Annotated in this window: 30 protein-coding genes and 2 tRNA genes; 11 read left to right on the top strand and 21 right to left on the bottom strand. The window is 70.1% G+C overall.

Going from position 1 to position 25,984, the window contains the following annotated elements; all coding sequences use genetic code 11:
* Nucleotides 1–131: 131 nt before the first annotated feature.
* Entirely contained in the window at nt 132–476 is a 345-nt protein-coding gene (locus tag ESP70_RS19900) for an MmcQ/YjbR family DNA-binding protein (RefSeq protein WP_149691062.1), read from the bottom strand.
* A 58-nt stretch (nt 477–534) separates the two neighbouring features.
* Here ESP70_RS19900 and ESP70_RS19895 point away from each other — a divergent pair, with 58 nt between their 5' ends.
* Entirely contained in the window at nt 535–1,911 is a 1,377-nt protein-coding gene (locus ESP70_RS19895) for an NAD(P)/FAD-dependent oxidoreductase (protein ID WP_149691061.1), read from the top strand.
* On the opposite strand, the gene ESP70_RS19890 is transcribed toward ESP70_RS19895, so the two are convergent.
* From ESP70_RS19890 to ESP70_RS19875, 4 genes are read right to left on the bottom strand one after another with little or no spacing between them, the layout of a single operon-like run.
* Nucleotides 1,908–2,873, bottom strand: a complete 966-nt coding sequence (locus tag ESP70_RS19890; RefSeq protein WP_149691060.1) for an LLM class flavin-dependent oxidoreductase — start codon at nt 2,871–2,873, stop codon at nt 1,908–1,910. The two genes, ESP70_RS19895 and ESP70_RS19890, sit on opposite strands and share 4 nt — an antisense overlap.
* Nucleotides 2,874–2,880: 7 nt before the next feature.
* Nucleotides 2,881–3,348 (bottom strand): GtrA family protein, encoded by a 468-nt coding sequence (locus tag ESP70_RS19885; RefSeq protein ID WP_149691059.1) that lies wholly within the window; start codon nt 3,346–3,348, stop codon nt 2,881–2,883.
* Nucleotides 3,338–4,090: a polyprenol monophosphomannose synthase gene (locus tag ESP70_RS19880; RefSeq protein ID WP_149691058.1), complete on the bottom strand. Its 753-nt coding sequence runs from the start codon at nt 4,088–4,090 to the stop codon at nt 3,338–3,340. Before ESP70_RS19880 ends, ESP70_RS19885 begins: the two co-directional genes overlap by 11 nt.
* Entirely contained in the window at nt 4,087–5,604 is a 1,518-nt protein-coding gene (locus ESP70_RS19875; RefSeq protein ID WP_149691057.1) for a hypothetical protein, read from the bottom strand. Before ESP70_RS19875 ends, ESP70_RS19880 begins: the two co-directional genes overlap by 4 nt.
* A gap of 91 nt (nt 5,605–5,695) precedes the next feature.
* Between ESP70_RS19875 and ESP70_RS19870 the strand changes: the two genes are divergently transcribed.
* The 3 genes from ESP70_RS19870 (at nt 5,696) to ESP70_RS19860 (ending at nt 8,497) form a co-directional block, all read left to right on the top strand.
* Entirely contained in the window at nt 5,696–6,358 is a 663-nt protein-coding gene (locus tag ESP70_RS19870) for a response regulator transcription factor (protein WP_149691056.1), read from the top strand.
* Nucleotides 6,355–7,662 carry a sensor histidine kinase gene (locus ESP70_RS19865; RefSeq protein WP_149691055.1) on the top strand — a complete coding sequence of 436 codons (1,308 nt, stop codon included), beginning with the start codon at nt 6,355–6,357 and terminating at the stop codon, nt 7,660–7,662. Before ESP70_RS19870 ends, ESP70_RS19865 begins: the two co-directional genes overlap by 4 nt.
* Nucleotides 7,663–7,882: 220 nt before the next feature.
* Nucleotides 7,883–8,497: a VTT domain-containing protein gene (locus tag ESP70_RS19860; RefSeq protein ID WP_149691054.1), complete on the top strand. Its 615-nt coding sequence runs from the start codon at nt 7,883–7,885 to the stop codon at nt 8,495–8,497.
* Between the two features lie 96 nt (nt 8,498–8,593).
* On the opposite strand, the gene ESP70_RS19855 is transcribed toward ESP70_RS19860, so the two are convergent.
* The 7 genes from ESP70_RS19855 to ESP70_RS19825 all read right to left on the bottom strand — a co-directional run bounded on the left by ESP70_RS19855 (nt 8,594) and on the right by ESP70_RS19825 (nt 14,127).
* A tRNA-Ala gene (locus ESP70_RS19855) sits at nt 8,594–8,666 on the bottom strand.
* Nucleotides 8,667–8,697: 31 nt separating this feature from the next.
* On the bottom strand, nt 8,698–9,540 hold the full coding sequence (sepX, locus tag ESP70_RS19850) for a divisome protein SepX/GlpR (RefSeq protein WP_149691053.1): 843 nt from the start codon (nt 9,538–9,540) through the stop codon (nt 8,698–8,700).
* A gap of 91 nt (nt 9,541–9,631) precedes the next feature.
* On the bottom strand, nt 9,632–10,186 hold the full coding sequence (locus ESP70_RS19845) for a GNAT family N-acetyltransferase (RefSeq protein ID WP_281287358.1): 555 nt from the start codon (nt 10,184–10,186) through the stop codon (nt 9,632–9,634).
* A gap of 35 nt (nt 10,187–10,221) precedes the next feature.
* Entirely contained in the window at nt 10,222–10,707 is a 486-nt protein-coding gene (locus ESP70_RS19840; protein ID WP_149691051.1) for a MogA/MoaB family molybdenum cofactor biosynthesis protein, read from the bottom strand.
* Nucleotides 10,704–11,192, bottom strand: coding sequence for a cyclic pyranopterin monophosphate synthase MoaC (moaC, locus tag ESP70_RS19835; RefSeq protein WP_149691050.1), 489 nt, complete (start codon nt 11,190–11,192; stop codon nt 10,704–10,706). The genes ESP70_RS19840 and moaC overlap by 4 nt, the downstream gene beginning before the upstream one ends.
* A gap of 2 nt (nt 11,193–11,194) precedes the next feature.
* Nucleotides 11,195–12,751 carry a molybdotransferase-like divisome protein Glp gene (gene glp / locus ESP70_RS19830; RefSeq protein WP_342780200.1) on the bottom strand — a complete coding sequence of 519 codons (1,557 nt, stop codon included), beginning with the start codon at nt 12,749–12,751 and terminating at the stop codon, nt 11,195–11,197.
* A 5-nt stretch (nt 12,752–12,756) separates the two neighbouring features.
* On the bottom strand, nt 12,757–14,127 hold the full coding sequence (locus ESP70_RS19825) for a UTP--glucose-1-phosphate uridylyltransferase (RefSeq protein WP_149691049.1): 1,371 nt from the start codon (nt 14,125–14,127) through the stop codon (nt 12,757–12,759).
* A 23-nt stretch (nt 14,128–14,150) separates the two neighbouring features.
* Between ESP70_RS19825 and ESP70_RS19820 the strand changes: the two genes are divergently transcribed.
* The gene (locus ESP70_RS19820; RefSeq protein ID WP_149691048.1) at nt 14,151–14,711 is read left to right on the top strand and encodes a 5-formyltetrahydrofolate cyclo-ligase; all 561 of its coding nucleotides are present in this window, start codon (nt 14,151–14,153) and stop codon (nt 14,709–14,711) included.
* A gap of 62 nt (nt 14,712–14,773) precedes the next feature.
* Here the strand turns inward: ESP70_RS19820 and ESP70_RS19815 are convergent, their stop codons facing one another.
* Nucleotides 14,774–15,811: a hemolysin family protein gene (locus ESP70_RS19815; protein ID WP_149691047.1), complete on the bottom strand. Its 1,038-nt coding sequence runs from the start codon at nt 15,809–15,811 to the stop codon at nt 14,774–14,776.
* Nucleotides 15,808–17,172: a hemolysin family protein gene (locus ESP70_RS19810; protein WP_149691046.1), complete on the bottom strand. Its 1,365-nt coding sequence runs from the start codon at nt 17,170–17,172 to the stop codon at nt 15,808–15,810. The genes ESP70_RS19815 and ESP70_RS19810 overlap by 4 nt, the downstream gene beginning before the upstream one ends.
* A gap of 85 nt (nt 17,173–17,257) precedes the next feature.
* Between ESP70_RS19810 and ESP70_RS19805 the strand changes: the two genes are divergently transcribed.
* From ESP70_RS19805 to mscL, 3 genes are all read left to right on the top strand, one after another.
* Complete coding sequence (locus tag ESP70_RS19805) at nt 17,258–17,569, top strand: FmdB family zinc ribbon protein (protein ID WP_149691045.1); 312 nt, start codon at nt 17,258–17,260, stop codon at nt 17,567–17,569.
* 67 nt (nt 17,570–17,636) lie between these two features.
* Complete coding sequence (locus tag ESP70_RS19800) at nt 17,637–18,230, top strand: SAF domain-containing protein (protein WP_149691044.1); 594 nt, start codon at nt 17,637–17,639, stop codon at nt 18,228–18,230.
* A 61-nt stretch (nt 18,231–18,291) separates the two neighbouring features.
* Nucleotides 18,292–18,702, top strand: coding sequence for a large conductance mechanosensitive channel protein MscL (mscL, locus tag ESP70_RS19795; protein ID WP_149691043.1), 411 nt, complete (start codon nt 18,292–18,294; stop codon nt 18,700–18,702).
* Here the strand turns inward: mscL and ESP70_RS19790 are convergent.
* The 4 genes from ESP70_RS19790 to ESP70_RS19775 form a co-directional block, all read right to left on the bottom strand.
* Nucleotides 18,699–18,887, bottom strand: coding sequence for a hypothetical protein (locus ESP70_RS19790; protein WP_149691042.1), 189 nt, complete (start codon nt 18,885–18,887; stop codon nt 18,699–18,701). The two genes, mscL and ESP70_RS19790, sit on opposite strands and share 4 nt — an antisense overlap.
* Complete coding sequence (locus ESP70_RS19785; protein ID WP_281287356.1) at nt 18,874–19,770, bottom strand: NAD-dependent epimerase/dehydratase family protein; 897 nt, start codon at nt 19,768–19,770, stop codon at nt 18,874–18,876. The genes ESP70_RS19790 and ESP70_RS19785 overlap by 14 nt, the downstream gene beginning before the upstream one ends.
* A gap of 134 nt (nt 19,771–19,904) precedes the next feature.
* A complete protein-coding gene (locus ESP70_RS19780; RefSeq protein ID WP_149691040.1) occupies nt 19,905–20,681 on the bottom strand; it encodes an HAD-IIA family hydrolase in 777 nt (258 codons plus the stop codon).
* A gap of 4 nt (nt 20,682–20,685) precedes the next feature.
* Nucleotides 20,686–21,624, bottom strand: coding sequence for an extracellular catalytic domain type 1 short-chain-length polyhydroxyalkanoate depolymerase (locus tag ESP70_RS19775; protein ID WP_188110724.1), 939 nt, complete (start codon nt 21,622–21,624; stop codon nt 20,686–20,688).
* 94 nt (nt 21,625–21,718) lie between these two features.
* On the opposite strand from ESP70_RS19775, the gene ESP70_RS19770 reads away from it, so the two are divergent.
* Nucleotides 21,719–21,792 (top strand) — tRNA-Arg (locus tag ESP70_RS19770).
* A gap of 64 nt (nt 21,793–21,856) precedes the next feature.
* Here ESP70_RS19770 and ESP70_RS19765 read toward each other — a convergent pair.
* The gene (locus ESP70_RS19765; protein ID WP_149691038.1) at nt 21,857–23,344 is read right to left on the bottom strand and encodes an MFS transporter; all 1,488 of its coding nucleotides are present in this window, start codon (nt 23,342–23,344) and stop codon (nt 21,857–21,859) included.
* Nucleotides 23,345–23,483: 139 nt separating this feature from the next.
* On the opposite strand from ESP70_RS19765, the gene ESP70_RS19760 reads away from it, so the two are divergent.
* Together ESP70_RS19760 and ESP70_RS19755 are read left to right on the top strand one after the other, a co-directional pair.
* Nucleotides 23,484–23,975, top strand: a complete 492-nt coding sequence (locus tag ESP70_RS19760; RefSeq protein WP_188110723.1) for a MarR family winged helix-turn-helix transcriptional regulator — start codon at nt 23,484–23,486, stop codon at nt 23,973–23,975.
* Between the two features lie 9 nt (nt 23,976–23,984).
* Nucleotides 23,985–24,686, top strand: coding sequence for an EthD domain-containing protein (locus ESP70_RS19755; protein ID WP_149691036.1), 702 nt, complete (start codon nt 23,985–23,987; stop codon nt 24,684–24,686).
* 12 nt (nt 24,687–24,698) lie between these two features.
* On the opposite strand, the gene ESP70_RS19750 is transcribed toward ESP70_RS19755, so the two are convergent.
* Nucleotides 24,699–25,106, bottom strand: a complete 408-nt coding sequence (locus tag ESP70_RS19750; protein WP_149691035.1) for a nuclear transport factor 2 family protein — start codon at nt 25,104–25,106, stop codon at nt 24,699–24,701.
* A complete protein-coding gene (locus ESP70_RS19745) occupies nt 25,097–25,900 on the bottom strand; it encodes an MBL fold metallo-hydrolase (RefSeq protein ID WP_188110722.1) in 804 nt (267 codons plus the stop codon). Before ESP70_RS19745 ends, ESP70_RS19750 begins: the two co-directional genes overlap by 10 nt.
* Nucleotides 25,901–25,984: the final 84 nt, after the last annotated feature.

Here is a 25,984-nt window from a genome sequence, read left to right as displayed (position 1 = left end):
CCGCACCATCCACGACACGCGATGGGCCATCCGGATGAGTCCCGTCGACGGCCACCCCGAATACCGGCCACCCGGATCCGACACCTGGAAACGCAACCACCGCTGGCGACCCTAGGCCGGTTCGGGCAGATTCAGTCCTCACCCAAGAATTCACGCGCGACGCCCTTGGGCACGCACATGCGCCACGCATCGATCACCAGCTCTTCCATCTCGTCAGGGTCGAGCGCCGCCATGTCGGCGACGACCCACTGATAGCGCATGTCGCCGGGCGACGGCAGCCGGAACGTCTCCGGCCTCGACGACACGAGGTGCTCGCGCTCCTCGCGTGGGAAGCCGAAGCCCATGAGCGTCTCGTCGCGGGAGAACGCGACGAAGACGAGGCTGCCGACGCGGAACTTGATCCGGTCGCGCACCAGCACTTCATAGGCCCGGGGCAACGGGAGTGCGACCCGTCGCACGTCCTCGACCGTGATCATGCCCAGAACGTACGCCTCGGCGCGGACAGTTCGCCCGGTTGCCTGACAGGATGACGGCGTGACCGCACCCCAGGACAACCGGACCAGCTGGTCCGATGCCGCGCCCGTGCCCTTCTGGCTCGACACCCCGGACCGGCCGCCGGCCCGGCCGGCGCTCGACGGCGACCTGACCACCGACCTTGCGATTGTCGGCGGCGGATTCACGGGGCTGTGGACCGCGCTGATGGCCAAGGAACGCGACCCCGCGCGCGACGTCGTCCTGATCGAGGCCGGTCGCCTCGCCGGCGAGGCGACCGGCCGCAACGGCGGCTTCTGCTCCGCGAGCCTGACGCACGGCGAGGCCAACGGGCGCGATCGCTGGCCCGACGAGTACGACCAGCTGCACCGTCTCGGCATCGAGAACCTCGACGAGATCGCCGCGACGATCGAGCGCTACGGCATCGACTGCGACTTCCGGCGCACCGGCGAGCTCGCGGTGGCGACCCGACCTCACGAGCTCGCCGACTACGACTCCTCGGCACCTGACTTCCTCGACGCCGAGGCCCTGCGGCGTGAGGTCGACTCCCCGACGTACCTCGGCGGCACGTGGGACCGCGAGGGCACCGCGATGCTCGACCCCGCGCGGCTGGCCTGGGGTCTCGCCGCGGCAGCCGAGGCGGCCGGCGTCCGGATCATCGAGAACACGCCGGTCCAGGACCTCAAGGAGCACGATGGCCGCACCACCCTGGTGACCGAGACCGGTTCCGTCACCGCCCGGCGCGTCGCGCTCGCGACCAACGCATTCCCGTCGCTGCTCAAGCGGCTGCGGTTCCACACCGTGCCGGTCTACGACTACGTGCTCATGACCGAGCCGCTCACCGACGAGCAGCTCGCGTCGATCGGCTGGCAGCACCGGCAGGGACTCTCGGACTCGGGCAACCAGTTCCACTACTACCGGATCACCGCCGACAACCGGATCCTGTGGGGCGGCTACGACGCGATCTATCACTTCGGCCGCCGGATCGGGCCGAAGTACGACCACCGCCCGCAGACGTACGCGACGCTGGCAGCCAACTTCTTCGAGACGTTCCCGCAGCTCAGGGGCCTGCGGTTCTCGCACCATTGGGGCGGCGTGATCGACACGTGCACCCGGTTCTGCGCGTTCTTCGGCACCGCCCGCCACGGCGCGGTGGCCTACGCGACGGGCTACACCGGGCTCGGCGTCGGGGCCTCGCGGTTCGGCGCCAACGTCATGCTCGACCTGCTGTCGGGCGAGCAGACCGAGCGCACGCGGCTCGAGATGGTCCGCACCAAGCCGATGCCGTTCCCGCCCGAGCCGTTCGCGTGGATCGGTATCCAGATCACGACGTGGTCGCTCAAACGCGCGGACCGCACGGGCCGGCGCAACCTCTGGCTCCGCCTGCTCGACCGGTTCGGCCTGGGCTTCGACAGCTAGTTGACCAGGTCGCGCAGGGCCTCGTCGGAGGCGAACAGCGCGTCGCGGTCGTACGTCGAGGTCGACGCCAGCAGCTCGTCTGCTCCGGTCCGCTCGGCGAGCCGCTCCAGCGCCCGGCGGACGGTTTGCGGGCTCCCGGCGACGGCCCGATCGAGGGACGACTCGACCCGGTCCCGCACCTGGGTCGTCCAGGTCTGGCGGCGGATGTCGTCGACCGACTCGAGCGGAGGGAACTCCCCCGTCTGCCGCGACCGCGCCATCGCCCACGCCTCCGGCAGCGCGAGCTTGCGGGCCGTGGCGTCGTCATCCGCGACGGTCACGTCGAGCGACACCACGACGTACGGCCGCTCGACCCCGGGGCTCGGCTGGAAGTCCTTCCGGTACGCCTCGAGCACCTCGACGAGCCGTGGCTCAACGAGGATCGGTCCGCCGATCACGGCCGGCAGCCCCAGGCGAGCGGCGATGACGGTCCCCCGCCCGGTCGCGAGGACGTACATCGGCACCCGCCCGGCAGCCTGCGGCCGCGCGGTCACGGCGGCGGCGCCGTCGAGGTAGGCCCGCAGGTCGCGCAGGTCGTCCTCGAACGTGTCGGGCGCCTGATCGCGCAGCGCTTCGCGCACGGGCGCGGTGAAGCCGAGAGACCGGCCGAGCCCGAGGTCGACGCGGCCCGGGTGCAACGCCTCGAGCATCAGGAACTGCTCCGCCACGACAAGCGGCTGGTGGTGCGGCAGCATGACACCGCCGGACCCGAGCCTGATCCGCTCGGTGCGAGCGCCGATCGCGGCGAGCAGGACCGGTGGCGATCCGCTGGCGATGCCCGGCACGGCGTGGTGCTCGGCGACCCAGAACCGGTCGTAGCCGAGGCGTTCGGCGTTGATCGCCCGGTCGATCGAGCCGGTCAGCCCTTCCGCCTCGGGACGGCCTGCCCGCGTACGGGACCGGTCCAGGAGCGAGAGCTTCACACCTGGGTCAACCAGCGTGGGACGGCGAAACTTCCCGGCTCGTCGCGGCGGCGCGGAAGACGAACCGCCTGTAGGACCAGAACCGGAACGCCGTGCCGAGGGCCAGCCCGATGACGTTGGCCGAGATGTTGTCGGCGAGGCGGCTCGTGAGCCCCAGCAGGTCGTGCGACACCGCGAGGGTCACGACCGAGAAGCCCAGACCGATGACGTTGAACAGCACGAACAGCGCCACCTCCCGGCGCCGCCCGCTCGAGCTCTCGCCCCGCCAGGTGACGGCCCGGTTCCCGACGTACGTGACGACCATGGCCAGCGCGACGGCCAGGCACTTCGCCACCGACGGATCGACCGTGCCGAGCACCGGCAGGCTGCGCAGGTAGTTGAACGCGCTGACGTCCACGACGTACCCCGCGCCGCCGACCATGAGGAAGCTGATCACCTCCGGCGTCAGCCGCCGGGCCAGGACGTCAGGCACCATGACGCTGCCCGGCCAGCATCGGGACGTCCCGGCGTCCGTTCCGCAGCTCCTGCCAGCGCCACGCGAGGACCCGCACGACAGCCTCACGGACGATCGCGCCCGACATCTTGGACTCGCCGACCGTGCGATCCGTGAAGGTGATCGGCACCTCGGTCGTCGTCAGCCCGATGCGGCTCGCCCGCCAGGTGTTCTCGATCTGGAACGCGTAGCCGTTCGACTCCGAGTCCAGCGCGCCGAGCCGCAGCAGTGCGTCACGGCGGAAGGCGCGGAAGCCCGCGGTCGCGTCATGGACGTCGAGGCCGAGCACGGTGCGGACGTACGTGTTGCCGGCCCGCGAGATGGCTCGGCGGCGCAGGGTCCAGTGGCGCACCCCGCCGCCGGGCACGTAGCGGGAGCCGATCGCGACGTCGGCGGTGTCGAGCGCCGCGACGAGGGCGGGAATCCGGCTCGGCGGGTGCGACAGATCGGCGTCCATCTGGACGATCACGTCGTACGCACGGACGAGCGCCCAGGCGAATCCGGCCCGGTACGCCCCGCCGAGCCCGTCCTTGTCCTCGCGACTGAGCAGGAAGATCCGCTGGCCGTACGACGGGTGCGTCTGCACCAGCAGTGCCGTGCCGTCGGGACTGCTGTCATCGACCACGAGCACGTCGGCGTCAGGGGCGCTGGCGAGCACGGCGTCGAGCGTGGCCTCGATGCCGAGCGCCTCGTCATAGGTGGGGATGACGACGAGTGTGTTCATGAGATGAGGTCCTTCAGGCGAGTCGGCGAGCCATGGCAGTCGCCGACGACGGTGGGTGCGCGGCGGTCGACGCCGGCGCGGAGGTAGATCGTGCGACCGCAGACCGTGCCCGTACGCCGGTAGTCGTGCGCGAGGATCAGGCTCGTGCGGGCGGTGTCGAGGCCCCAGGTCGGCACTCGCTGCCACACGACGACCCAGGTCGGCGCCGCCGGACCGGTCAGCACGTCGTCGAGCCCGGTCAGCTGCGGGTCGAGCGTCTTGACCGGCAGGCTCCACAGCTGCGCGTACGGCGAGGACAGCCCCGACGCGTAGGTGACGTTGGCGTGTCCCCAGACCGTGACGATCGTGTCGCCGGGTTGCGCGGAGGCCGCCACGGCCTGGCCCACGCTGCGGCCCGTGCTGCCCTGCGCTGCGGTCAGGTTGAGCGCCCAGCACAGGCACCCGGCGATCGCGACGTACGCGACCACGGAGCGCGCGGCGAAGCCACGACGTGCGGCCAGCACTCCCGTGGCCACCGAAAGCGGCACGACGAGCTCGACGAGGTAGTGGTGCCAGTAGTTGCCGCCGAGCAGCACCGACACCACGCCGAAGCCCGTCATGACGACGAGCGCCGACCACAGCGGGTCGCGCCGCCGATGGCGTACGACGTCGCGCGCCACGGCGAGCAACAACACCGCCAGCCCGCTGACGACGAACGCGACGGCGAGGCTCGTGAGGCGGGTGACCGAGTGCTGGCTGCCGCCCGCGGCCTGGACCTGGTCGGCGTGGATGCGGAAGGGATACATCGCGTCGAACACACCCGCCAACGACGTCCCGTGCGCGACCGTCCACACCGCAACCACCGCCGCGGTGGCGAACGCGCCGGTGACCGCGCCGCGTGTCCGCATCCAGAAGTGCTGGCCTGACAGTGCGAACGCCACGAGGCCGAAGACCGCCGCGTCCGCGAGGTTCTGCTTGACCAGCAGCGATGCCATGGCGCACGCGCCCGCCGCCATGGCCGACAGCACCGCGGTCCTGCGGTCGGTCGAACGTACGGCGAGGATGACGCCGGCCATCCCGGCGAGCGTCAGGGGCGCAGCGAGCAGCTCACCGTTGACCTCGTAGCCGCCGAGCAGGGGGCTGACGCACAGGCCGGCGGCCGTGATCGCAGCCCACCCGGCGGCCCGCTGACCAGCGATCATCGCGGCGACCCGCGCGGCGCCGAGGACCACGAGCGCCACCGCGACGCAGCCGATCAGGCGCAACGCCATCAGGCCGCCGAGCCCGTCCGCCAGCCGGAAGATCGTGATGAGGAGGGGCGGCCGGTCGACCCAGAGGTTCCCGTACAGGGACGAGCCGCCACGGTGCCACTGCCCGCCGACCAGCAGGAAGCCGGCCTCGTCCGGACTGGCCGCATGCGCCAGGTAGGGCAGCCGCGCCGCGACCGCCACCGCAGCCGAGCCCGCGACGGTCCAGCCCGGCAGAACCGCAAGGCCGGCCGGTGTCCGGAGCGAACGGTCGGCCAGGGCAGTCATGCCGCCACTGTCGTCCCGGCAACCTGTCTGTGACCTGACTGTGTCGGCGTACGAGTGCCCAGCTCGTGGATCTGTGGTGCACGATTGCGGCATGACTGTGGTGGGCATCTGCGAGGACGACGCCGGCGTCCGCCGCGTCCTGACCGACGCCCTGCGGATGAGCGGCCACCAGGTCGTGATCGCCCGCAACGGGCGGGAGGCGGTCGACAACCTCGGCGCGACCAGCGGCGTCGAGGTGCTGATCCTCGACGTCGGCCTGCCCGACGCCGACGGCCGCGACGTGTGCCAGGCCCTGCGCGCCGGCGGGCAACACGCCCCCGTGCTGTTCCTGACGGCGCTCGACGCGGTGCACGACCGGGTGTCGGGCTTCCGCGCGGGCGGTGACGACTACGTGATCAAGCCGTTCGCGATCTCCGAGGTCCTCGTCCGGGTCGAGGCGCTGCACCGGCGCAGCCGGCCCGATCCGGTCACGATCAGCGGCCTGACGCTCAATCCCGACCGGATGTCGGTGCACACCGACGCCCGCGAGGTCTCCCTGACGCCGACGGAGTACCGACTGCTCGCCGCGATCGCCGCCGAGCCCGGTGTCGTCGTGCGCCGCAGGGCCGCCGTCGCTGCGGCCTGGCCCGACGGGGCGATCGTCAACGAGAACACGATCGACTCCTACATCCGACGTCTGCGGGTCAAGCTCGCCGAGGTCGGCTCCCCCGTCGAGCTCGCGACGGTGCGCGGCGTCGGGTTCACCCTGCGATGAGGACTCCCGGCCGCACGCTCATCTCCCGCATCGTGCTCTCGACCCTCGTCGTCACCGCCGTCGCCATGGTGGCGATGGTGGCCACGATCATGTTGGTGCTGTCGGCGCTGACCCGCAACGACATCGACAACCGGCTGCACGACCAGGTGGCCGCGGTCGCCGCGACGGTCGACGTGGCGAGCGACGGGACCGTGACGGCGCCCGACACGCAGGACGACTCGATCGACGACACCACCTGGATCTTCACGGCCGACGGCGATCTCGTGCAGGGCCCGCACGTCGCCGACAAGGTCACCGCCGCGGCCGCCTCGCTGTCGAACGTACGCACCGAGGCGAAGGTCGACCGCTACGAGCGTTCGTTCCTCGCCGTCCCGGTCACCCGCGACGGCAAGGTCACCGCGGTGGTCGTCGTCGCCGCCCGGCTCGAGCCCTACGACTCCACGCGCAACCTCACGCTGCTCGGGCTGGTGATCGTCGGCCTCGCGGTGACCGGCGGTTCGGCGGCGATCGCCTGGTGGACCGTCAGACGTACGTTGGGGCCCGTCGAGTCGATGGCTCTGCGGGCCGAGGACTGGAGCGAGCACGACCTGGACTCCCGATTCGAGGCCTCGAACACCGACGACGAGTTCGGCCATCTCGGCCGTACGCTCAACGTCCTGCTCGACCGGGTCGCCGGTGCACTGCGCGGTGAGCAGCAACTGACCTCGGAGCTCGCCCACGAGCTGCGCACCCCGCTGACCGCGATCCGCGGGGAGGCCGAGCTCGGCATGATGACGACCTCCGACCCGGACCTGCGCGAGCGGTTCGGCCGGGTCGTCGAGGTCGTCGACCGGATGAGCACGACGATCTCGTCCCTCCTGGCCATCGCCCGCAACGCGCCGCGGCCCGACGCACGGACGACGGCCGGCGCGCTGGTCGCGACGACGCTCAAGCACCTCGACCCCGCCGGCATCGCGGTCTCGGCCGACGTCGGCGACGTCGGCATCGCGGCGCCCACCGAGCACGCCGTCCGCGCCCTCTCCCCCGTCGTCGAGAACGCCCTCCGCCATGCCGCCACATCGGTCACGTTCACGGTCGAGACCCATGCACGTACGGTCGACATCACGGTGAGCGACGACGGCGAGGGCATGGCGCCCGACGACGCCGAGTCGGTGTTCGTCTCCGGCCATCGCGGGCCCCGGAGCGACGGCGCGGGACTCGGTCTGGCCCTGGCAAGACGCGTCGCTCGTACGCTCGGGGGTGACGTGCGGGTCACCTCGACGTCGGATCCCACGAGCTTCACGTTGACCCTGCCGCGCAACTGATCCGGTCGCAGTCAGGTTGCGTGCAGGTTGGCGGCCCCAGGATGTTCGACATGGGTCAACCCCTGAGCCCCGTCCGGTCCCTGCTTCCCCTGCGGGCCCGGGCGGGGCTCGACTCTTCAGGGAGTGAGGGGCCGTCGCTACTGCGTGCGGCGGCCCCGACCTGATCAACGGCGAGGAAGCCGTCAGGCAGCAGTCAGGTCGCCGCATCTAGCGTGACCGCATGATCGCCGTCCTGACCCCGCTGCTGTACTCCCTCGGGCCTGCAGCGCTGCTCCTCGTCATGGCGGTCGTCTTCGTCGAGAGCGGGCTGCTGCTGGGGTTCTTCCTGCCCGGTGACTCGTTCCTGTTCATCTCCGGCGCACTCGTCGCGTCCCGGGTGATCGGGCTGCCGGGCTGGCTGCTGGCGCTCAGCGTGTTCACGGCGGCCGTGGCCGGCGACCAGGTCGGCTACCTGATCGGCCGTCGCTTCGGCTCGCGGCTGTTCTCGCGGCCCGACTCACGGATCTTCGCGCAGCGGCATGCCGACCGGGCGCAGACCTTCTTCGACCGGCACGGGGGCAAAGCCGTGCTGCTGGCCCGCTTCGTACCCGTCGTGCGGACGTTCGTGCCCACCGTCGCCGGTATCGGTCACATGCCTCGCAGGCGCTTCACGGCGTACAACCTCGTCGGCGCCGCGCTCTGGTCCGTCGGCATCATCGAGGCCGGGATCCTGTTCGGCGGCATCGCGTTCGTCGCAGCCCACATCGAAGTCATCACGATCGGCCTGGCGGGGCTGTCGGTCGTACCGGGCGCACTCGCCTACTGGCACGGCCGCCGCTCACGCCTAGCGATCTAGCCGGGACGTCGACCTTGTGTGGAGCTAGGACACTCCGCTGTCCCGATACAAGCCAAGAACCCCGGGCAAAGAGCGCCCGGGGTTCTTGATCTTGTGTGGAGCATAGGAGATTCGAACTCCTGACCTCTTCGATGCGAACGAAGCGCGCTACCAACTGCGCCAATGCCCCTCGTGCTGCCTCGCAACTTTATCAGGCTGGTTCAGTGACCGACGGCCCGGCGTTCATCCCCGGTGTCGTCGTTGCGCTGGGGCAGCTCGACGTCCTCGCCCTCGATGTGTCCCGAGGTCCAGGCGCCCGCCTGGCCGAAGTCGATCGTGCGAACCGTGCGCCCGGCGCGGGGCTTGGTGACGTAGGTCGGCAGGGTCACCGGGAGCGGGTCCCAGAGCGCCTCGCCGGTCGTCGAGACGGACGGCACCGCGATCACGATCTGGTCGTCGAGCGCGTTGGCCTCGAGCGGGACGTCTTCCATCTGGTGCTTGAGTCCGGGGTTGATGTCCTCGAACTGGCCCGAGACGACGATCGTCTGCTCTTCGTCTGCGGCGGTCGAGACTGACTTCTTGTCGGCCCTCGGCTGCCTCGGTGTCTTGACGCGAGCGATGCCGAGCTCGCCGCGGACCTGGATGCGGCAGGCGACGAGCCACGCCACGATCAGCGCGACGGGAGCCGCGACCCAGAACGGTGCGATGACCGAGGCGGCGGCGAGGCCGCTGGTCAGCACAGCCACGGCGAGCAGGGTCAGGAGGGTGCGACGACGGCGCCGCGCGGCGAGGCGCGCCGCGGGACGGTCGAGCGTACGGGCCGGAGGTGTCGCTTCGACGGGCTCAACGATCACGGCGGCAGGCGCGATGACCGAGGCGACAGGTTCGGCGACCGATGCGGTGGGCTTCGCAGCGGGTCGGGCGATGACGCGGGACTGCGAGCCGGAGGCCTCGACCGAGGCGTTCTTGCTGGCCTCGTCGTATCGGCGCAGCACGAGGGGCACGAAGTACGCGGCCCAGACGGCCACGACAAACGCGATGATCAACCCACTGCTCGAACCCACGAGCAAAACGGTAGGCGGTGCGGGTCCGCATACCCGGCACCCACGGCCGTGTGTCGCCTGAGAACTTGTGGGACGCGTGTGACTCGGTGACTCAGGAAGGCGGGCCGAGGCGGGCGACGAGCCCCGCTGGTACGTCCTCGGCGAGCACCTGGAACATCCGGTGATCGCGCCACTCCCCCGCGATGTGCAGGAATCGCCGGGCCACGCCGATCTCGACGAACCCGAGCTTCTCGACGACCCGTAGGCTGGCCGCGTTCTCGGGCCGGATCGCGATCTCGATGCGGTGCAGCCCGACGGTCGTGAGCAGGTGGTCCGAGACCAGCGCCACGGCGGTCGGCGTGATCGACCTGCCGGCGTGACTCTTGGCGACCCAGTAGCCGAGGCTGGCCCAGCGCGCCGATCCCCAGGTGATGCCGTTGACGGTCAGCATGCCGACCATCTCGTCGTCCCACGTCAGCACGAACGGCATGGCCTGGCCGAGCCGCGCCCGTCGTCGGAGCGTGCCGATCATCCCGACGTACGACGTGGCCGGCGGGCCCGCCTCACGCGGCAGTGTCGCCTCCCACGGACCGAGCCAGTCGGCGTTCTCGGCACGCAGCCGAGACCACGTGCGCGCGTCGCGACGGCGCAGCGGACGGACGCCGATCCGTCCGTGCGTGAGGACGACCGGCCAGCCCGGACTCAGGACACACCGCCCGGGTGGTCGCCGCCCATCAGTTGGTCGACGGCGTGCGGCAGGACGTCGGCGAGCACCTCGAGACCGTCCTTGACGCCGCCACGCGAGCCCGGGAGGTTGACGATGACGGCCTTGCCCGAGACGCCAGCAACCCCACGCGACAGCATCGCGGTCGGTACGCCCTTGGCGACGCCGTGCGCACGGATCGCCTCGGCGACGCCCGGCAGCTCGCGGTCCAGCAGCGGCCGGGTGGCCTCAGGGGTGCGGTCGGTCGGGTTGATGCCCGTGCCGCCGGTCGACAGGACGACCGAGACCCCCTCGGCGAGCGCCAAGCGGATGGCCTCGGCCACCGGCTCACCGTCGCCCACGACCGCAGGCGCGCCGACCTCGAAGCCCCACGCCGTCAACGCCTCGACGATCAGCGGCCCGGTCGTGTCCTCGTAGACCCCGGTCGACGCCCGGTTGGACGCGACCACGACGGCTGCCTTCATGCCTGCCCCGATGTCGGCCGCGTCCAGTCGCCGCTCTTGCCGCCCGACTTGGCGACGACCTCGATGTCGGTGATGCGGGCCAGCTTGTCGACGGCCTTGACCATGTCGACGACGGTCAGCGCCGCGACGCTGACAGCGGTGAGCGCCTCCATCTCGACGCCCGTACGATCCGCGGTGCGCACCGTCGCGCTGATGGCCACGGCATCGTCCTCGACGACCAGGTCGACCTCGACCCCACCGATGGCCAGCGGGTGGCACAGCGGGATCAGGTCGGGGGTGCGCTTGGTCGCCATGATCCCGGCGATGCGGGCCGTGGCGATCGCGTCGCCCTTGGGCACCCCCTCGCCGCGCAGCAGGGCGATGACCTCGGCGCTGACCTCGACCCGGCCACGAGCCGTGGCCACGCGAGCGGTGACGTCCTTGGCAGTGACGTCGACCATGCGGGCAGCGCCGGAGTCGTCGACGTGGGTGAGCCGGTCAGGCATGGTCAGAACGGCCGATCCAGCACCAGCGTGCGGACCGTGTCGCCCATGTTGAGCGCGGTCTGGTCCTCGCCCACGATGATCAACGCGTTGGCCTTGGCCAGCGAGCCGATCAGGTGCGAGCCGTTGCCGAGGATCGGGGTCACCTTGGCACCACGATGGGTCACCTCGAAGACCCCGCGAACGTACTGGCGGATGCCGGGGGTCGACGTGAGGTCGGCGGCCAAGACCGCGTGCACCATCGGCCGGCGGTAGGGCGTGCGGCCCATCATGCGGCGGATCGCCGGCAGCACGAACACCTCGAACGAGACGTAGGCCGACACGGCGTTGCCCGGCAGCGTGATGATCGGCGTCTGCTCGTCGAACACCTTGCCGAAGCCCTGTGGCTTGCCGGGCTGCATCGCGACCTCGACGAAGTCGACCGTGCCCAGCGCCGACAGCGTCTCCTTGACGACGTCGTGATCGCCCTTGCTGATGCCGCCGCTCGTGACCACCAGATCGGCCCGGACGAGCTGCTCGGACAGCACCTTGCGGAACGTACGCGGACTGTCGTCGACGGCACCGACGCGATAGCAGATCGCACCGGCATCGCGTACGGCCGCGGCAAGCATGTAGCTGTTGCCGTCGTGGATCGAGTCGAAGTCGAGGTGCGTGCCGGGCTCACGGAGCTCGTCACCGGTCGAGATGACCACGACACGGGGCCGGGGCCGGGCCTTGGCGCGGGGCGCGCCGAGCGAGGCCAGCAGCCCGATCTCGCGGGGGCCGAGCACCGTGCCCTCGGCGAGCACCGTGTCGCCGGCCTTGATGTCGTCACCCTTGGGCCGGATGCAGGCGCCGCGAGCGGCGGGTTCGTAGATCTCGACGCGGGCGTTGCCACGATCGGTCTTCTCGAACGGGACGACGGCGTCGGCGCCACGCGGGATCGGCGCGCCCGTCATGATCTTGACCGCCGTGCCTGCGCTGATCGCGAACGGCCGGCCCGAGCCCGCGGCGATCTCACCGACGACCGGCAGGACGACGGGCTGCTCGCGGCTCGCGCCCACGAGGTCCTCCGAGCGAATGGCGTAGCCGTCCATCGCGGAGTTGTCGAACAACGGCAGGTCGGACGGGCTGACGAACGCCTCGTGCAACGGCAGGCCGAGGGACTCGACGAGCGGCTGGTCATAGGCACCAAGCGGCCCGATGCCGCGCAGGATCTTCTCGAGATGGTCCTCGACCGTCAGCATGCCCTCGCGGACGCTGGCCGGCCGGGGCCGCGCGCTGGCCGTGGAGGTGGGAGCAGGAGGGGTTGGCTCCGGCGAGGACTCGGTCGTTGAGCTTGTCGAAGCGACGGAAGGGGTTTCGACAGGCTCAACCGGCGGGGCCGGTTCACGGGGCTCAACCGGCGGGGCTGGTTCGGCGGGCGGCTCAGCCGGCGGAGTCGGCGGCAGGCGTACGGGCTCGGTCTGCTCACCCTCGCCGGCCGGGCTCGACGGGAATCCGGGGATCGGATCGGGCGGAGTGTCCGAGCCGAGCGGCAGCATGTTCTGCTCCGGCCCGTCGTCGGTTTCTCCAGGTGACATGCGAGTCAGCCTAACTGGGCGCCCGCCGGGACGCTCTGGGCCGCGCCGGAGTCGTCGAGCGCCACGTCGCCACGCACCGTGACCCCCCGGCCGAAGCGCCAGTCACCCTTGACCCTCAACGAGGTGGCGTCGACCAGCGACGGAGCCTCCGGGATGCGGGCGTCGAAGTCGGCGATCGTCGTGTAGAACCGGCGGTCGAGGTCGACCAGCGGCGCCGAGCTCACCTGGGCGCGGACGCGGAAGTCCTCGCCGACGCCGTAGACGTCCGACCGCAGCAGCATCAGGTCGTTGGTGGTCTTGACCGGCAGGAACCGCGACCGATCGACCTCGATCGCGGTCGCGCCCTCGAACACCTCGACCGCGGCACCCATCGCCGACTCGATCTGCACGACCTTGGTCGACGAGGGATCCGTGGGGTCGACGGTCTTGGCGTTGCGAATCAGCGGCAGGCCGAGGATGCCGTCGCGGGCCTCGAGCGTCGCCTTCATGACCCGCAGGTCGAACCACAGGTTGTTGCAGTGGAAGTACTGGTGCCGCTGCGGGTCGTCCGCCTCCGGGGCGTCCTCCGGCGCGACCTGGGCGGTCTCACGCAGCACGAGCCGGCCGTCGCTCTTGCGGACGACGATGTGGCCGCCCTTGACGTCGGCCGGCGTACGTCGGCACACCTCCGCGGCATAGGGAGCGCCCGACGCGGCGAACCAGCCCATCATCGCCGGGTCCGGGGCAGAGCCGAGGTTGTCGGCGTTCGACACCGTGGCATAGCGATAGCCCGCGTCAAGCAGGGCGTCGAGGATGCCGGAGACCTCGAGCGCGGTGTAGAGGTCACCGTGACCCGGCGGGCACCACTCGAGCGACGGGTCGGCCGGCCAGTCGACCGGGGTCAGGTCGTCGGCGCGCAGCTTGGGCTCGCGGTTCTGCAGGAAGTCGATCGGCAGGCCCTCGACCTCGAGGTCGTCGTACCTCGCCAGCGCCGCCAAGGTGTCGTCACGCGTGCGGAAGCTGTTCATGAACAGCAGCGGCAGACGCACGTCGAGGGTCTGGCGCAGGTGGCGGACCTGGCCGACGATGACGTCGAGGAACGTGAGGTCGGGGCGCACGGACAGCAGCGTCTTGGCCTTGTCGAGGCCCATCGAGGTGCCCAGGCCGCCGTTGAGCTTGATGACCGCGGTGACCCCTGCGGCGGCGCGGCACTCCTCGTCGCTCAGCTGGAGCGAGCCGGCGTGGTCGATGCCGTCGAGCGGCTCGACGTCCGCCTCACGGATCATCCCGCTGTCGCCCTGCTCGAGCTTGGCGTAGAAGGAGGAGAAGACATCGATCGCTCGCTGGGGCACGCCAGCTTCCGTCATGCGCTGCTGCGCCATCGCCAGTCCCGACATTGCACATACGCTAGCGTCAGCGCGTGACGAAGGAACAGGCGCGTTTGGACCTCCTCGCCAAGCGTCGCGCCATGGCCCCAGAGGTGCGCAGGCAGGCGGCCGACGCCATCGCGCTCCACGTGCTCGCAGCCCCCGTTGTCGCGCGCGCCAAGCGGGTCGCCTGCTACCTCTCGATGCCGTCCGAGCCCGGCACGGTCCCGCTGATCACGGGCCTGCTCGAGCGGGGCATCGAGGTCGTCGTGCCGCTGAGCCTCGACGACCACACCCTCGACTGGGTCGCGTACGACCCCACGGCGTCCCTCGCCACGACCCCGCTCGGCATCCCCGAACCCGCGGGCGAGCGCCTCGGTCGCGACGCGTTGACGACGTGCGACGTGGTCATCGTGCCCGCGCTCGCGGTCGACCATGCGGGACACCGGCTGGGCCGCGGCGCCGGCTACTACGACCGGGCGCTCGAGGGCGTACGCGCACCGCTCTGCGCCTTGGTCTTCACCCACGAGCTGCTCGCCGAGCTGCCGCACGAGCCGCACGACGTGCCCGTGCAGATGGCGGTCACCCCGGGCGGCCTGTTCCGCGTGCCCTGACGCTGACGAGAGGGTTCGTGCCCTGACGCTGACGAGAGGGTTTGTGCCCGCTGACGAGAGGGTTAGGCGCGCTCGGCGCTGCGGATCTCGCCGACGAGCTCTTCGAGGACGTCCTCGAGCATGATGACGCCCAGCACGGCGCCCGACTCGTCGGCGACGCGGGCCATGTGCGAGCCGCGGGCCTGCATCGTGCGCAGCGCCTCATAGAGCCCCGAGCCGGCCACGACCGTCGCCAGTGGCCTCAGCCACTTGTCGGCGATCGTCTCGAGGCGCGACGCGTCGTCGGTCTCCAGGACGTCCTTGATGTGCAGATAGCCGGCGATCTCGCCGGTGCCGTCGAGCACCGGGAACCGTGAGAAGCCGGTCTCGGCGCAGGCTCGCTCGACGTCGACCGGCGTCGCGGTCGGCGGGATCGTCACGAGCCCGGCGCTCGGCAGCAGCACCTCGTCGACCGTGCCCTCGTGGAAGTCGAGCGCTCCCGACACCAGGTCGTACTCGTCCTCGTCGAGCAGGCCTTCACGCCGGGACTCCTCGACCAGGCCGGCGACCTCGTCGTGCGAGTAGGTCGAGGCGACCTCGCCCTTGGGCTCGATGCGGAACAGCCGGATGATCATGTTGGCCGTGCCGTTGAGCGTCACGACGAACGGCTTGAGGATCGCGACGACCGCCAGCATGAACGGCCCGAGGATCAGCGCCGCACGGTCGGGCCCGACGAGCGCGAGGTTCTTGGGAACCATCTCGCCGAGGACCACGTGCGCGAACACCACGATCGTCATGGCGATGACGAACGACAGCGGATGCACCGCGCCGTGCGGGACGTGCAGCGTCTCGAACAGCGGCTCGAAGAGATGCGCGATCGCCGGCTCGCCGACAGCGCCGAGCCCCAGCGAGCAGATCGTGATGCCGAGCTGGGCTGCGGCCATGACCTGGGTGATGTTCTCGATCGCCCGCATCGCCATGCGCGCGGGCCGCGAGCCGGCCTGGATGCGGGGCTCCAGCTGCGTTCGTCGCGCCGAGATCAACGCGAACTCGGACGCCACGAACAGCGCGTTGAGCGCCAGCAGCACGACGGTCACGAGCACTCCGACGAAACCGTTCACGTGTCATCACCGCCGTCGCCCTCGTCGTCGACGGTCAGCGAGACCCGGTCGATCCGGCGACCCTCCATGCGCTCCACCGTCAGCGTCACGACGAGCGGCTCGGGGTCGTCCTCCTCGTCATCCGGCGTGCGGTCGAGGTGCAACGTCACGGCATCGCCGCGCGCGGCGATCCGGCCGAGCTTCTCGTGGATCAGGCCGGCGATCGTCTCGTAGTCCTCGCCCTCGGGCAGCGCGACACCGGTCTGCTCCTCGACCTCGTCGGGGCGCAGCAGGCCCGACAGCGACCAGGTGCCGTCGCGGCGATGGCGGCTGCGCGACGAGAGCCGGTCGTGCTCGTCGGCGATGTCGCCGACGATCTCCTCGACCAGGTCCTCGAGCGTGACGACGCCATCCGTGCCGCCGTACTCGTCCATGACGATCGCCATCTGCATGCCTTGCTCACGCAGCAACGCCAGCAGCGGGTCGAGCTCGATGCTGTCCGGCACGATCGTCGCGGGATCGGTGATGTCGGCGATGCGTACGCTGCGGCGACGGTCGGGCTCGATGCCCACGGCCCGCTTGATGTGCACGATGCCGATGACGTCGTCGGGGCTCTTGCCGATGACCGGGAAGCGCGAGTGCCCGGTCTGTCGGGCCGCCTCGATGACGTCGAACGCCGTGTCGCGCCCCTCGAGGAAGTGCACGCGCACCCGGGGCGTACGAACGTCAGCCGCGGTGCGGTCGCCGAACGCGATGCTGCGGGCCACGAGATCGGCGGTCTCGTCGTCGATCGCGCCCTGTTGCGCCGAGCGCAGCACGAGGGATCGCAGCTCGACCGGAGAGCGGGCCGAGCGGAGCTCCTCCTGCGGCTCGACGCCGAGCAACCGCAGGATCGCGTTAGCCAGCCCGTTGAGTGCACGGATCGGCCACGCCATGGCCTTGGTGAACATCCGCTGCGGCCACTGCGTCACTGCCGCCGTGCGCTGCGGGAGCGCCAGCGCGAAGTTCTTGGGCACCAGCTCGCCGACCAGCATCGTGACGACGGTGCTCACGACGAGCGCGATGGCGTACGCGACGCCTCTGAGCGTGCCGTCCTCGAGGCCGGCCGACTCGAGCGGATCGTGCAGCAGCTTGCCGATGGCGGGCTCCGCGAGGAAGCCGATGACGAGGTTGGTGATCGTGATGCCGAGCTGGGCGCCGCTGAGCTGTGTCGAGAGCGTGCGCAGCGCCAGAAGGGTGCCTTGGGCACCCTTGTCGCCGGCCTCCGCGTCACGCTCGATCGTGGCCCGGTCGACCGTGACGAACGAGAACTCCGCGGCGACGAACACCCCGCACGCCAGCATCAGGAGCAACGACGTGGCCAGGAGCAGCCATTCGGTCATCGACGGGCTCCGGGAGGGATGGGACAGGTCACGGTGCGGGCAACTGTACCCTTGGGGTGCACCATCGATCGAGCGGGAGCATGACGTGCCGAAGTACCAGTACCAGTGCAAGGACTGCGGAGAAGCGCTGGAAGTCCAGCAAAGCTTCACCGACGATGCGCTGACCGTGTGCCCCAACTGCGGCGGCGACCTGCGCAAGGTCTTCAACGCGGTCGGTGTCGTGTTCAAGGGCTCCGGGTTCTACCGCAACGACAGCCGCTCCAGCTCGTCCTCGAGCGACACCGCCAAGCCGGCCGCCAAGGAGAGCTCGTCGACCTCGAGCTCGTCCTCGTCCGACTCGTCGTCCTCGGCGAGCTCCACGCCGGCCAAGAAGTCCGGCAAGGAATCCGCGGCCTGAGCCTTCGGCTCCCACCGTCTGTGGACAGCGCTCAGCGCCGTCCGGCGGATCTTCCTAGAGTCCGGGCATGGACCGGATCCACCGCTTCGTCTTCGAGCACCGTCGCAGCCTGGCTGCCCTCTTCGCCGGACTCGCTGTCCTGACGGCGCTGTCCGCGCTGCGCCAGCAACCCGATGGCACCGCCGTGCTGGTGACGAGTCGCGACCTGCGCAGTGGCCATGTGCTCACGGCCTCCGACGTGCGTACGACGACGGTCTCCCCATCGGCCAGACCGTCGCACGGGCTCGGCCGCGGTGACGCCATCGGCCGCCGGGTCGCTGGGCCGATGCGCGAGGGCGAGGCGATCACCGACTACCGCGTGTTGCAGGACGATGCGTTGTCCGGCTACGCCGACGACGCGGTGCTCACGACGATCCGTGTCGATCGCGCCGACGGGCTCACCGGCCTGCACGTCGGCGACCGGGTCGACGTCATCGCGGTCGACCCGGACGGCGAGAGCAAGGCCGAGGTCGTGGCCCGGTCCGTCGAGATCGTCACGCTGCCGCCGTCCGGCGGCGACACCGAGGTCGTGTCGGTCGGCATCGTCACGACCGAGAAGATCGCCCTCGCGCTGGCGACGGCCGCGCTCGAGGCGCGATTCAGCGTGATCACGTCGTCCTAGTCGGTTGGCGTGCGCTCTCGCTAGGGTCGAGGGGACTCACACCCAATCCGTAGGGGGCACCATGATCAAGGGCTTCAAGGACTTCCTGATGCGCGGCAACGTCGTCGACCTCGCCGTCGGCATCGCGATCGGCGTCGCGTTCACGAGCCTCGTCGCCGCTTTCGGCGACAACTTCGTCAAGCCGATCGTCGCGAGCGTCGGCGGTGGCGACGCAGATTCAAAGGGCTTCGGCTTCCAGATCACCGACAGCGACGCGACGTTCGTCAACCTCGGCGGGATCGTCAATGCGTTGATCATCTTCGTCGTGACGATGGCCGTGATCTACTTCGCGATCGTCGTCCCGGTGCAGAAGCTCCAAGCACTCCGGAAGCCCGGACCGGGCGCCGACGAGCCCGAGGCTGTTCCCGAGGACATCGCGTTGCTGCGCGAGATCCGCGACTCGCTCGTCCGTCAGCAGCGCCCGCCGGTCTAGCCGTGGTGCGGGGGTACGTCGCGGAGGTAGTCGTCGTCGCGGGACGATGACTCCTTCTCGCCCCAACCCTCTGACGTCTCGTCTCGCGTCGTGTCGGGGAGCAGGTCGCCGAGCAGCTCGGCGGCTCTCCGCCGACGCTCCCGCTCGTGCTTGCTGAGCTTGGCGGGCCGCTCAGACGAGGTCATCGAACCAGTCCGGCGTGAGCTTGGGGTGGTAGGGATGCCAGCCCGTACGATCGCTGAACAGCTGGGAGCTGACCCGCTGCGAACGGGTGAGGATCTCCAGCTTCTCGCCGCCGAGTCGCAGGACCCAGCCGGGCAGGAAGTGGCCGTGCCGTCGGCCGGCCGCCAGGGCGATCGTGTCGACGTAGTCGCGACGCTGCACCGGCTCGGCCCCGACGTTGTAGACCCCGCCCGGCGCGGTCAGCGCGTGCACGACGGCCGATCCGACGTCGTCGGGGTGGATGACGTGCATCCACGACTGCTCCGCGCCGAGGCCGATCGCGCGCCCGGCCGCCGCGCGCCGGAACAACCACGCGGAGTTGCGGTCGTTGCCCGTGATGAGGCCGAAGCGCAGGCTGACCGCGGTGCCGCCGGCGGCCTCGATCGCCTTGACGTTGCTCTCGGCGACGACGACCGGCTCGGTCGCGTGGGTCACGTCGACGGGGCTGTGTTCGTCGATCCAGTCGTCGTCGAGGTCGGCGTACATGAAGCTGAGGCTCTGCTGGATGATGCGCTCGACGCCCGCCCGCTGCGCCGCCTCCGTGACGACCCGGGAGCCGTGCAGACGGATCCGGTCGATCGCCTTGAGCGAACCGGGTCGCAGCGCGCCGGTGCCCACTGGCACCTTGGTTGCGAGGTTGGCGACGGCGTCGCAGCCCTGCATGCCGGCCGCCATCGCGTCGAGGTCGAACACGTCACCGAGGCACGTCTCGGCGCCGGTCGCGGCGATCTGAGCGGCACTCTGAGGCGTGCGCGCGAGGCCCACGACCTCGTGGCCCGCGAGGTGCAACGCGGCGATGGACGATCGGCCCATGACTCCGCTCGCACCCGTGAGAAAAACCTTCACGTTCTCTCCCTGGTGGAGGATCCCCCGGCACCATCCGCCAGGGGAATCCCCGGTCGAGGCCTGTGGGCCCGCCGGAGATTACGAAAGGATAACAATTCTCGCGGTCGACGTGTTACCGATTGGTAACTTTACGGTTACTGGACGAGCGGGACGATGTCGGCGATCGAGTCGAAGACCTGGGTCGGCCGGAACGGGAAGCGCTCGATCTGGCCCGGCGCGGTCGACCCGGTGAGCACCAGGAACGTCCGCAGGCCTGCCTCGAGGCCCGACAGGACGTCGGTGTCCATGCGGTCGCCGATCATGACCGTCGTCTCGGAGTGACCCTCGATCTGGTTGAGGGCGCTGCGCATCATGAGCGGGTTGGGCTTGCCCACGAAGTAGGGCTCGACGCCGGTCGCCTTGGTGATCAGCGCCGCGACCGAGCCGGTGGCCGGCAGTGATCCTCCGGGCGACGGGCCCGTCGGGTCGGGGTTGGTCGCGATGAAGCGCGCGCCGTTCTCGATCAGCTGGATCGCGCGGGTGATGGCCTCGAACGAGTAGGTCCGGGTCTCGCCCAGCACGACGTAGTCGGGCTCGCGGCTCGTCATGATGTAGCCGACGTTGTGGAGCGCCGTCGTCATGCCGGCCTCACCGATGACGTAGGCGGTGCCCTCGGGACGCTGCTCGCTCAGGAACTTGGCGGTGGCCAGCGCCGACGTCCAGATCGCCGATTCGGGCAGGTCGATGCCGGCGACGCGAAGACGCGCGCAGAGGTCTCGCGGGGTGAAGATCGAGTTGTTCGTCAGGACGAGGAACTTGCGTCCCGTCTCGGTCAGGCGGGCGATGAAGTCGGCCGCCCCGGGGATCGCCTTCTCCTCGTGCACGAGAACGCCGTCCATGTCGGTCAGCCATGTCTCGATCGCCTTGGTCATGCTCCTATTGTCCACCAGCGGTGTGCTGATCGAAGAATTTCCAGATCAGGCTGCTGGCGTCGATCTCCTGGGTCATGACGCCCGACACACGACCTGAGGGCGCCGGCTTGCCACCGGGCCACCGATGACCGCCGTTGTCGACGACGTACACATTGACGTCGGAGCCCTTCTTGCACTTGCTCCAGGTGAAGTGCCGGACGTGCTGGGACACCGTCGTCGTCGCACTGGCGGCCGGGCAGCTGTCGTGCGACGCCCAGCTCGCCATGACCTCGTTGACCGGCGGGAGCGGTCCGATGACGGTCTCACCTCCCGCATAGGGGACGGTCTTGTCCTTGAGCCCGTGGAAGTACACGATCGACGCCGGCGGCGAGGACCGGCACGAGTCGTTCCAATAGGGGCCGGAGACCGCACCGTACGCGGCGAACTTCGTCGAACCGTCGCACGCCAGGGCGAGTGCCAGCACCGAGCCGTTGGAGAAGCCGGCGGCGTAGACCCGCGACGAGTCGATGCAGCCGTCGGACTTGACCTCCTTGACGAGGTTGCGGACGAACGCCAGGTCGGACGTCGGCTGACTGATGGGCGTCTTGAAGTCCCACTCCGTGATGCGCCCGCGGGCGAGCGGCGCCACGAGGATCGCGTTGTTCTTGTCGGCCAGAGCGGCCATGCTCGTCGTGTCGATGACACCCTGTGGCGTGCCGCCGAGGCCATGGAACAGCAGCACGAGCGGGGTCCTGGTCGAGCCGTCGTAGCCCGGAGGCACGTGGATCAGGTAGTGCCGCAGCTGGCCGCCGGACTCGATCGTGCGTTGCGTGGAGCCGCTTGGGAGGGACTTGGCCGGGGTGCACTCGTCACCCGGCTTGCGGATCGTGTCGGCCTTCCCGCATGACGCCGTCCCCGCTGCGAGAAGTGCCACGATCGCGGCGAGGACCAGCAGCCGCCTCACTGCCCGGACCCTGTGGCGCACAGGCGTCTGAGGTGATGGCGCATAGAGGCGATCGTATGGGTTGGTACCAAGACTGGATAACCTGAGTCCTCACGCCCCCGTAGCTCAGTCGGATAGAGCGACCGCCTCCTAAGCGGTAGGCCACAGGTTCGATTCCTGTCGGGGGCACACCGTGACGCCGAAGTCCCCCGCGAAGCGTGTTCGCGGGGGACTTCGGTGGTTGTGCAGCCGACTAGACGACCACGAGCTCCTCGGCGTGCTCGAACGGCGTCTCGTCACCCTCGGCGGCGGCCGGCGGGCTCTGCTTGGTCACCAGCACCAGCGACAGCACGGCGGCCAGGAGCAGCGCACCCAGGCCCCAGTTGAAGGCGACCGTGTAGCCGTGCACCAGGCCCTGGGAGGTCTGGGCGACCCCGTTGGCTGCGATGTAGCTGGTCGTCGCGGTGGCGGCGATCGTGTTGAGCAATGCGGTGCCCAGCGAGCCGCCGACCTGCTGCGTCGTGTTGACCAGCGCGCTGGCGACACCTGCGTCGTGGTCCTCGACACCGATGAGGGCGGTGCTCGAGAGCGCGACGAACGCGAGTCCGACGCCGAGGCTCATGACGATCTGCGCCGGCAGGACCGTGGTGACGTAACTGCCGTCGACCGTGATCTGCGCGAACAGGAACATGCCGACCGCGGCAGCGAGCGTGCCACCCACCATCAGCGGGCGCGGCCCGATGCGAGGCAGCAGGGCGCTCGCCACGCCTGCTCCGCCCACGACCCCGACGCTGAAGGGGAGGAACGCGAGCCCGGACTTCACGGCGGAGTACTGCAGGGTGCCCTGCATGTAGTAGACGAGGAACAGGAACATGCCGAACAGGGCGAGTCCGAGCAGCAGCGACACGAGGAACGCCGCGGCGCGGTTGCGCTCGAGGAAGACCCGGGTGGGCAGCAGGGGCTCAGCGGTGTTGCGCTCGATCACGACGAACGAGACGAGCAGGACGACGGCGGCGCCCAGCAGCAGGATCGTGCTCGTGGCCGACCAGCCGCTCTCGTTGGCCTTGGTGAAGCCGTACACGAGGGCGACGAGGCCGAGCGTGCTGGTCACGACACCGGGGATGTCGTAGCGAGCCTTGCCCTCAGCGCGGCTCTCGCGGACGAGGATCGCAGCGGCCACGGCCGTCGCGATGGCGATCGGCGTGTTGACCAGCAGGGTCCAGCGCCACGAGGCGTACTCGGTGAGGACACCGCCGAGGATCAGGCCCAGCGCTGCGCCGCCGCCGGAGATGCCTCCGTAGACGCCGAATGCCTTCGCGCGCTCCTTGGGCTCGGTGAACGTCACGCTGATCAGCGAGAGCGCAGCCGGCGCCATGAGGGCGGCGAACGCACCCTGCAGCGCGCGGGCGGCGAACAGCTCGCCCTGGTTCTGCGCGAGGCCGCCGACCGCGGAGGCCACACCGAACCCGACGAGGCCGATGATGAAGGCGCGCTTGCGGCCGACGAAGTCAGCGATGCGGCCGCCCAGGAGGAGTAGTCCGCCGAACGCCAGGGCATACGCGGTGACGACCCATTGGCGGTTGGCGTCAGAGATGCCGAGCGCGTCCTGGGCGGACGGCAGGGCGATGTTCACGATGCTCGCGTCGAGCACCACTATCAGCTGCGCGACGGCGATGACGACCAGCGCCAGCCATCGACGCGGGTCGACGCCGGTCGGCGTCTCGTTCTGGATCGTGGTCATGGTGTTCCTTCACTACGTTGTGGGTGATGGCGTTCATCGACATCCCATAACGTACGAGACACAATCATCCGAGTCCAGACGATCCGAGTGTGACTTATCCGACGTTGAACATATGTCGATGGGGCGATACCCTGCGGTCATGGGAAGTTCGCTGCACGAGTCCGAGACGCAGGCGCTGGCCGCTTGTGCTGCGGCGTACCCGGCCGACCTGACGATCCTTCTGCACGCCGCGGTCAACCGCGTGACGATCTACCTCGACCACGCCGCCGCGGAGATGGGCCTCAACGACGCGCGTGACTGGCTCGTGCTGGCGGCGCTCGAGGACGGCCAGCAACGGACCCAGCTCGAGCTGAGCCGTGTCGTGTGCGTCGACAAGACGACCCTGATCACGGTGCTCGACCGGCTCGAGCGGCAGGAGCTGATCGTGCGGACCGTCGACCCGTCGGATCGTCGGGTCCGCATTCCCCAGATCACGGAAGCCGGCCGGCGGATGTTCGCCACGTTCGCGACCGCCCGCGATGCCGCCGAGGCGCGGGCGCTCGACGGCGTGAGCAAGGAGGACCGGGACCTGCTCCTGACCCTCCTCGGTCGTATCGCAACCGACACCGACACCCTCGCCACCTCGGCCTGAGGCAGGGCCGTGGAGAAGGTCGTCGTGCTGCTCCGCGCCGCGGAGCCTGACGACCAGTGGTGCGAACGGATCCGCGGACCCGTCGGTGACGAGCTGCTCGACCTGGGCATCGCGGGTCTTGCGACCAACGTCCGCGACGGCGCGGTCCGCGACTCGCTGATGACCCTGACGACGCTCGCACCCCCGGTAGCCGCGGTCGTCAGCATCTGGGCGCAGCAGTCGTACGGCGCACAGGTCACCGCGGCCATCGAGCTGCTGGCAGATCACTGCGAGTCCCTCGCGGCCTACCTTGTGACCGAGTCAGTGCCCATACCGCCGCCCGATCGCCTCGGCGACCGGTGCCCGGGGTTCGCGAACGTCGCACTGCTGCGCCGGCCGCCGGAGCTCGATCGCGCCACGTGGCTCACGCGGTGGCAGGTCGACCACACCCCGGCGGCGATCGAGACGCAGGCGACGTTCGGCTACACCCAGAACGTCGTGGTCCGCGCGCTCACTCCCGACGCGCCGGCGATCGACGGCATCGTCGAGGAGTTGTTCCCCGACGCGGCGACCACGGACCTCCACGCCTTCTTCGGCGCCGCGGACGATGCGGACCTCCATGACCGGATGACGCGCATGGTGGCCAGCACCTCGGCGTTCGGGGCGACGGACCACATCGACACGGTGCCGACGAGCCGCTACCTGCTGAGATCACCCTTCGCGTCATCCTGATCCGGGCGCAGGTCACGCCGTCGCGGCGTCCCGTACGAGTGCGGTGTCGACGAACTGCTCGAAGCGGACGATGAGCCCGCCGCGCACGATGAAGTGGTGAGCCACGCGTACGGGGAGCGGCTTGCCGGTCCCCTTGTGCTGCGCCGTGTAGCGCGCCAGCACGACGACGTTCTCGCCGTCGACGACATAGGTGTCGTCGTGCGCCGCCCAGCCGTCCCAGTCGGCGCCGAGCTTCTCCATGACGTTGCTCGTGACGCCCGTCGGGGTCCGGTAGGTCCCGGCGAGTGGGAACCCAGCCATCTCGGTCCACTCGACGTCGGGCGCCAGGGTCGCCCGCAGCGCCTCGAGGTCACCCGCGGCGGACGCGAGGTACTGGCGGCGTACGAGCTGGGCGGGCGACGCCTCGTCGATCAGCCCCATGTCATTTCACCCTTGGCGACCTTGGTGCCGAGATCGGCGGCGATGACGAGGCCGGCGTCGGGGTAGGCCGCGAGCAGCTTGGCCTTGGCGTCCTCGGCGGTGGCGGACTCGGTGACGGTCTGCTCGAAGAAGCGCAGGTAGTCGCGGGTGTGCGTGATCGCCGTGAGGTCGGTGGGCGCGCCGGCGACGCGGTGACCGGCGACGACGTACGCCGGAGCGAGGGCCTCGAGCGTCTCGAGGACGCGGACCCACTCTGCGCGGAGCTCGGGGGTGGCACTGTCGGCGGTCCACACGTGCAGGCCTTCGAACAGCAGCACACCGCCGATGAGCGAGCGCGAGGCCGGCTCGAACAGGTACCAGGCGCGGTCGCCGAGCTGGTCGCTGCCGCGGCGCACCTCGATCTGGGTGTCGTCGACCGTCAGGACGGTCTCGGTCAGCTCGGCGATGTCGACGAGGCGGGTCGGCAGGTTGGCGCCGAGGTGGGCCCACGCCTGGAGCTTGCCCTCGTACGAGTGCTGGATGTGCTCGATGACGTCGGCGGGCGCGGAGAACGTGGCCTCCGGGAAGGCGTCGGCGATGACCTCGGCGCCGAAGTAGAAGTCGGGGTCGCCGGCCGTGATGACGACGCGGGTCAACGTCTTGCCGGAGTCGAGGACCTCGGCGACGATGCGGTGGCCGTCTGCGCGGGTGAACCCGGCGTCGACGACGAGAGCCTCGGTCTCGCCGCTGACGACGACGCTGGTCTTGTTGAGCGAGCCGGGTGCCGCGTCGAACACGGTGTAGGTGAGAGTCATGAGTCTTCCGATCTGTGGTGAACTTGTGGTGTCACCTGTAAAAATAGGCTCCTCAGCCTCACTGCACACGGTCATGACGGGACA

It is taken from the genome of Aeromicrobium ginsengisoli, assembly GCF_004134905.2.
Taxonomy (GTDB): Bacteria; Actinomycetota; Actinomycetes; order Propionibacteriales; family Nocardioidaceae; genus Aeromicrobium; species Aeromicrobium ginsengisoli.
The sequence above is the reverse complement of the archived record's forward strand: the minus strand, read 5'-3'. Positions and strand labels throughout refer to the sequence as shown.

What these genes read in the sequence shown, in the direction of transcription:
- ESP70_RS19840 (WP_149691051.1), bottom strand. Translation starts at nt 10,707, where the DNA reads ATGAAGGCAGCCGTCGTGGTCGCGTCCAACCGGGCGTCGACCGGGGTC.
- ESP70_RS19790 (WP_149691042.1), bottom strand. Translation starts at nt 18,887, where the DNA reads ATGACCTCGTCTGAGCGGCCCGCCAAGCTCAGCAAGCACGAGCGGGAG.
- ESP70_RS19750 (WP_149691035.1), bottom strand. Translation starts at nt 25,106, where the DNA reads ATGGGGCTGATCGACGAGGCGTCGCCCGCCCAGCTCGTACGCCGCCAG.
- ESP70_RS19860 (WP_149691054.1), top strand. Translation starts at nt 7,883, where the DNA reads ATGATCGCCGTCCTGACCCCGCTGCTGTACTCCCTCGGGCCTGCAGCG.
- ESP70_RS19875 (WP_149691057.1), bottom strand. Translation starts at nt 5,604, where the DNA reads ATGACTGCCCTGGCCGACCGTTCGCTCCGGACACCGGCCGGCCTTGCG.
- ESP70_RS19780 (WP_149691040.1), bottom strand. Translation starts at nt 20,681, where the DNA reads ATGACCAAGGCGATCGAGACATGGCTGACCGACATGGACGGCGTTCTC.
- ESP70_RS19800 (WP_149691044.1), top strand. Translation starts at nt 17,637, where the DNA reads ATGGACCGGATCCACCGCTTCGTCTTCGAGCACCGTCGCAGCCTGGCT.
- ESP70_RS19825 (WP_149691049.1), bottom strand. Translation starts at nt 14,127, where the DNA reads ATGTCGGGACTGGCGATGGCGCAGCAGCGCATGACGGAAGCTGGCGTG.
- ESP70_RS19865 (WP_149691055.1), top strand. Translation starts at nt 6,355, where the DNA reads ATGAGGACTCCCGGCCGCACGCTCATCTCCCGCATCGTGCTCTCGACC.
- ESP70_RS19760 (WP_188110723.1), top strand. Translation starts at nt 23,484, where the DNA reads ATGGGAAGTTCGCTGCACGAGTCCGAGACGCAGGCGCTGGCCGCTTGT.
- ESP70_RS19810 (WP_149691046.1), bottom strand. Translation starts at nt 17,172, where the DNA reads ATGACCGAATGGCTGCTCCTGGCCACGTCGTTGCTCCTGATGCTGGCG.
- ESP70_RS19900 (WP_149691062.1), bottom strand. Translation starts at nt 476, where the DNA reads ATGATCACGGTCGAGGACGTGCGACGGGTCGCACTCCCGTTGCCCCGG.
- moaC (WP_149691050.1), bottom strand. Translation starts at nt 11,192, where the DNA reads ATGCCTGACCGGCTCACCCACGTCGACGACTCCGGCGCTGCCCGCATG.
- ESP70_RS19880 (WP_149691058.1), bottom strand. Translation starts at nt 4,090, where the DNA reads ATGAACACACTCGTCGTCATCCCCACCTATGACGAGGCGCTCGGCATC.
- ESP70_RS19745 (WP_188110722.1), bottom strand. Translation starts at nt 25,900, where the DNA reads ATGACTCTCACCTACACCGTGTTCGACGCGGCACCCGGCTCGCTCAAC.
- ESP70_RS19870 (WP_149691056.1), top strand. Translation starts at nt 5,696, where the DNA reads ATGACTGTGGTGGGCATCTGCGAGGACGACGCCGGCGTCCGCCGCGTC.
- mscL (WP_149691043.1), top strand. Translation starts at nt 18,292, where the DNA reads ATGATCAAGGGCTTCAAGGACTTCCTGATGCGCGGCAACGTCGTCGAC.
- ESP70_RS19765 (WP_149691038.1), bottom strand. Translation starts at nt 23,344, where the DNA reads ATGACCACGATCCAGAACGAGACGCCGACCGGCGTCGACCCGCGTCGA.
- ESP70_RS19885 (WP_149691059.1), bottom strand. Translation starts at nt 3,348, where the DNA reads ATGGTGCCTGACGTCCTGGCCCGGCGGCTGACGCCGGAGGTGATCAGC.
- glp (WP_342780200.1), bottom strand. Translation starts at nt 12,751, where the DNA reads ATGTCACCTGGAGAAACCGACGACGGGCCGGAGCAGAACATGCTGCCG.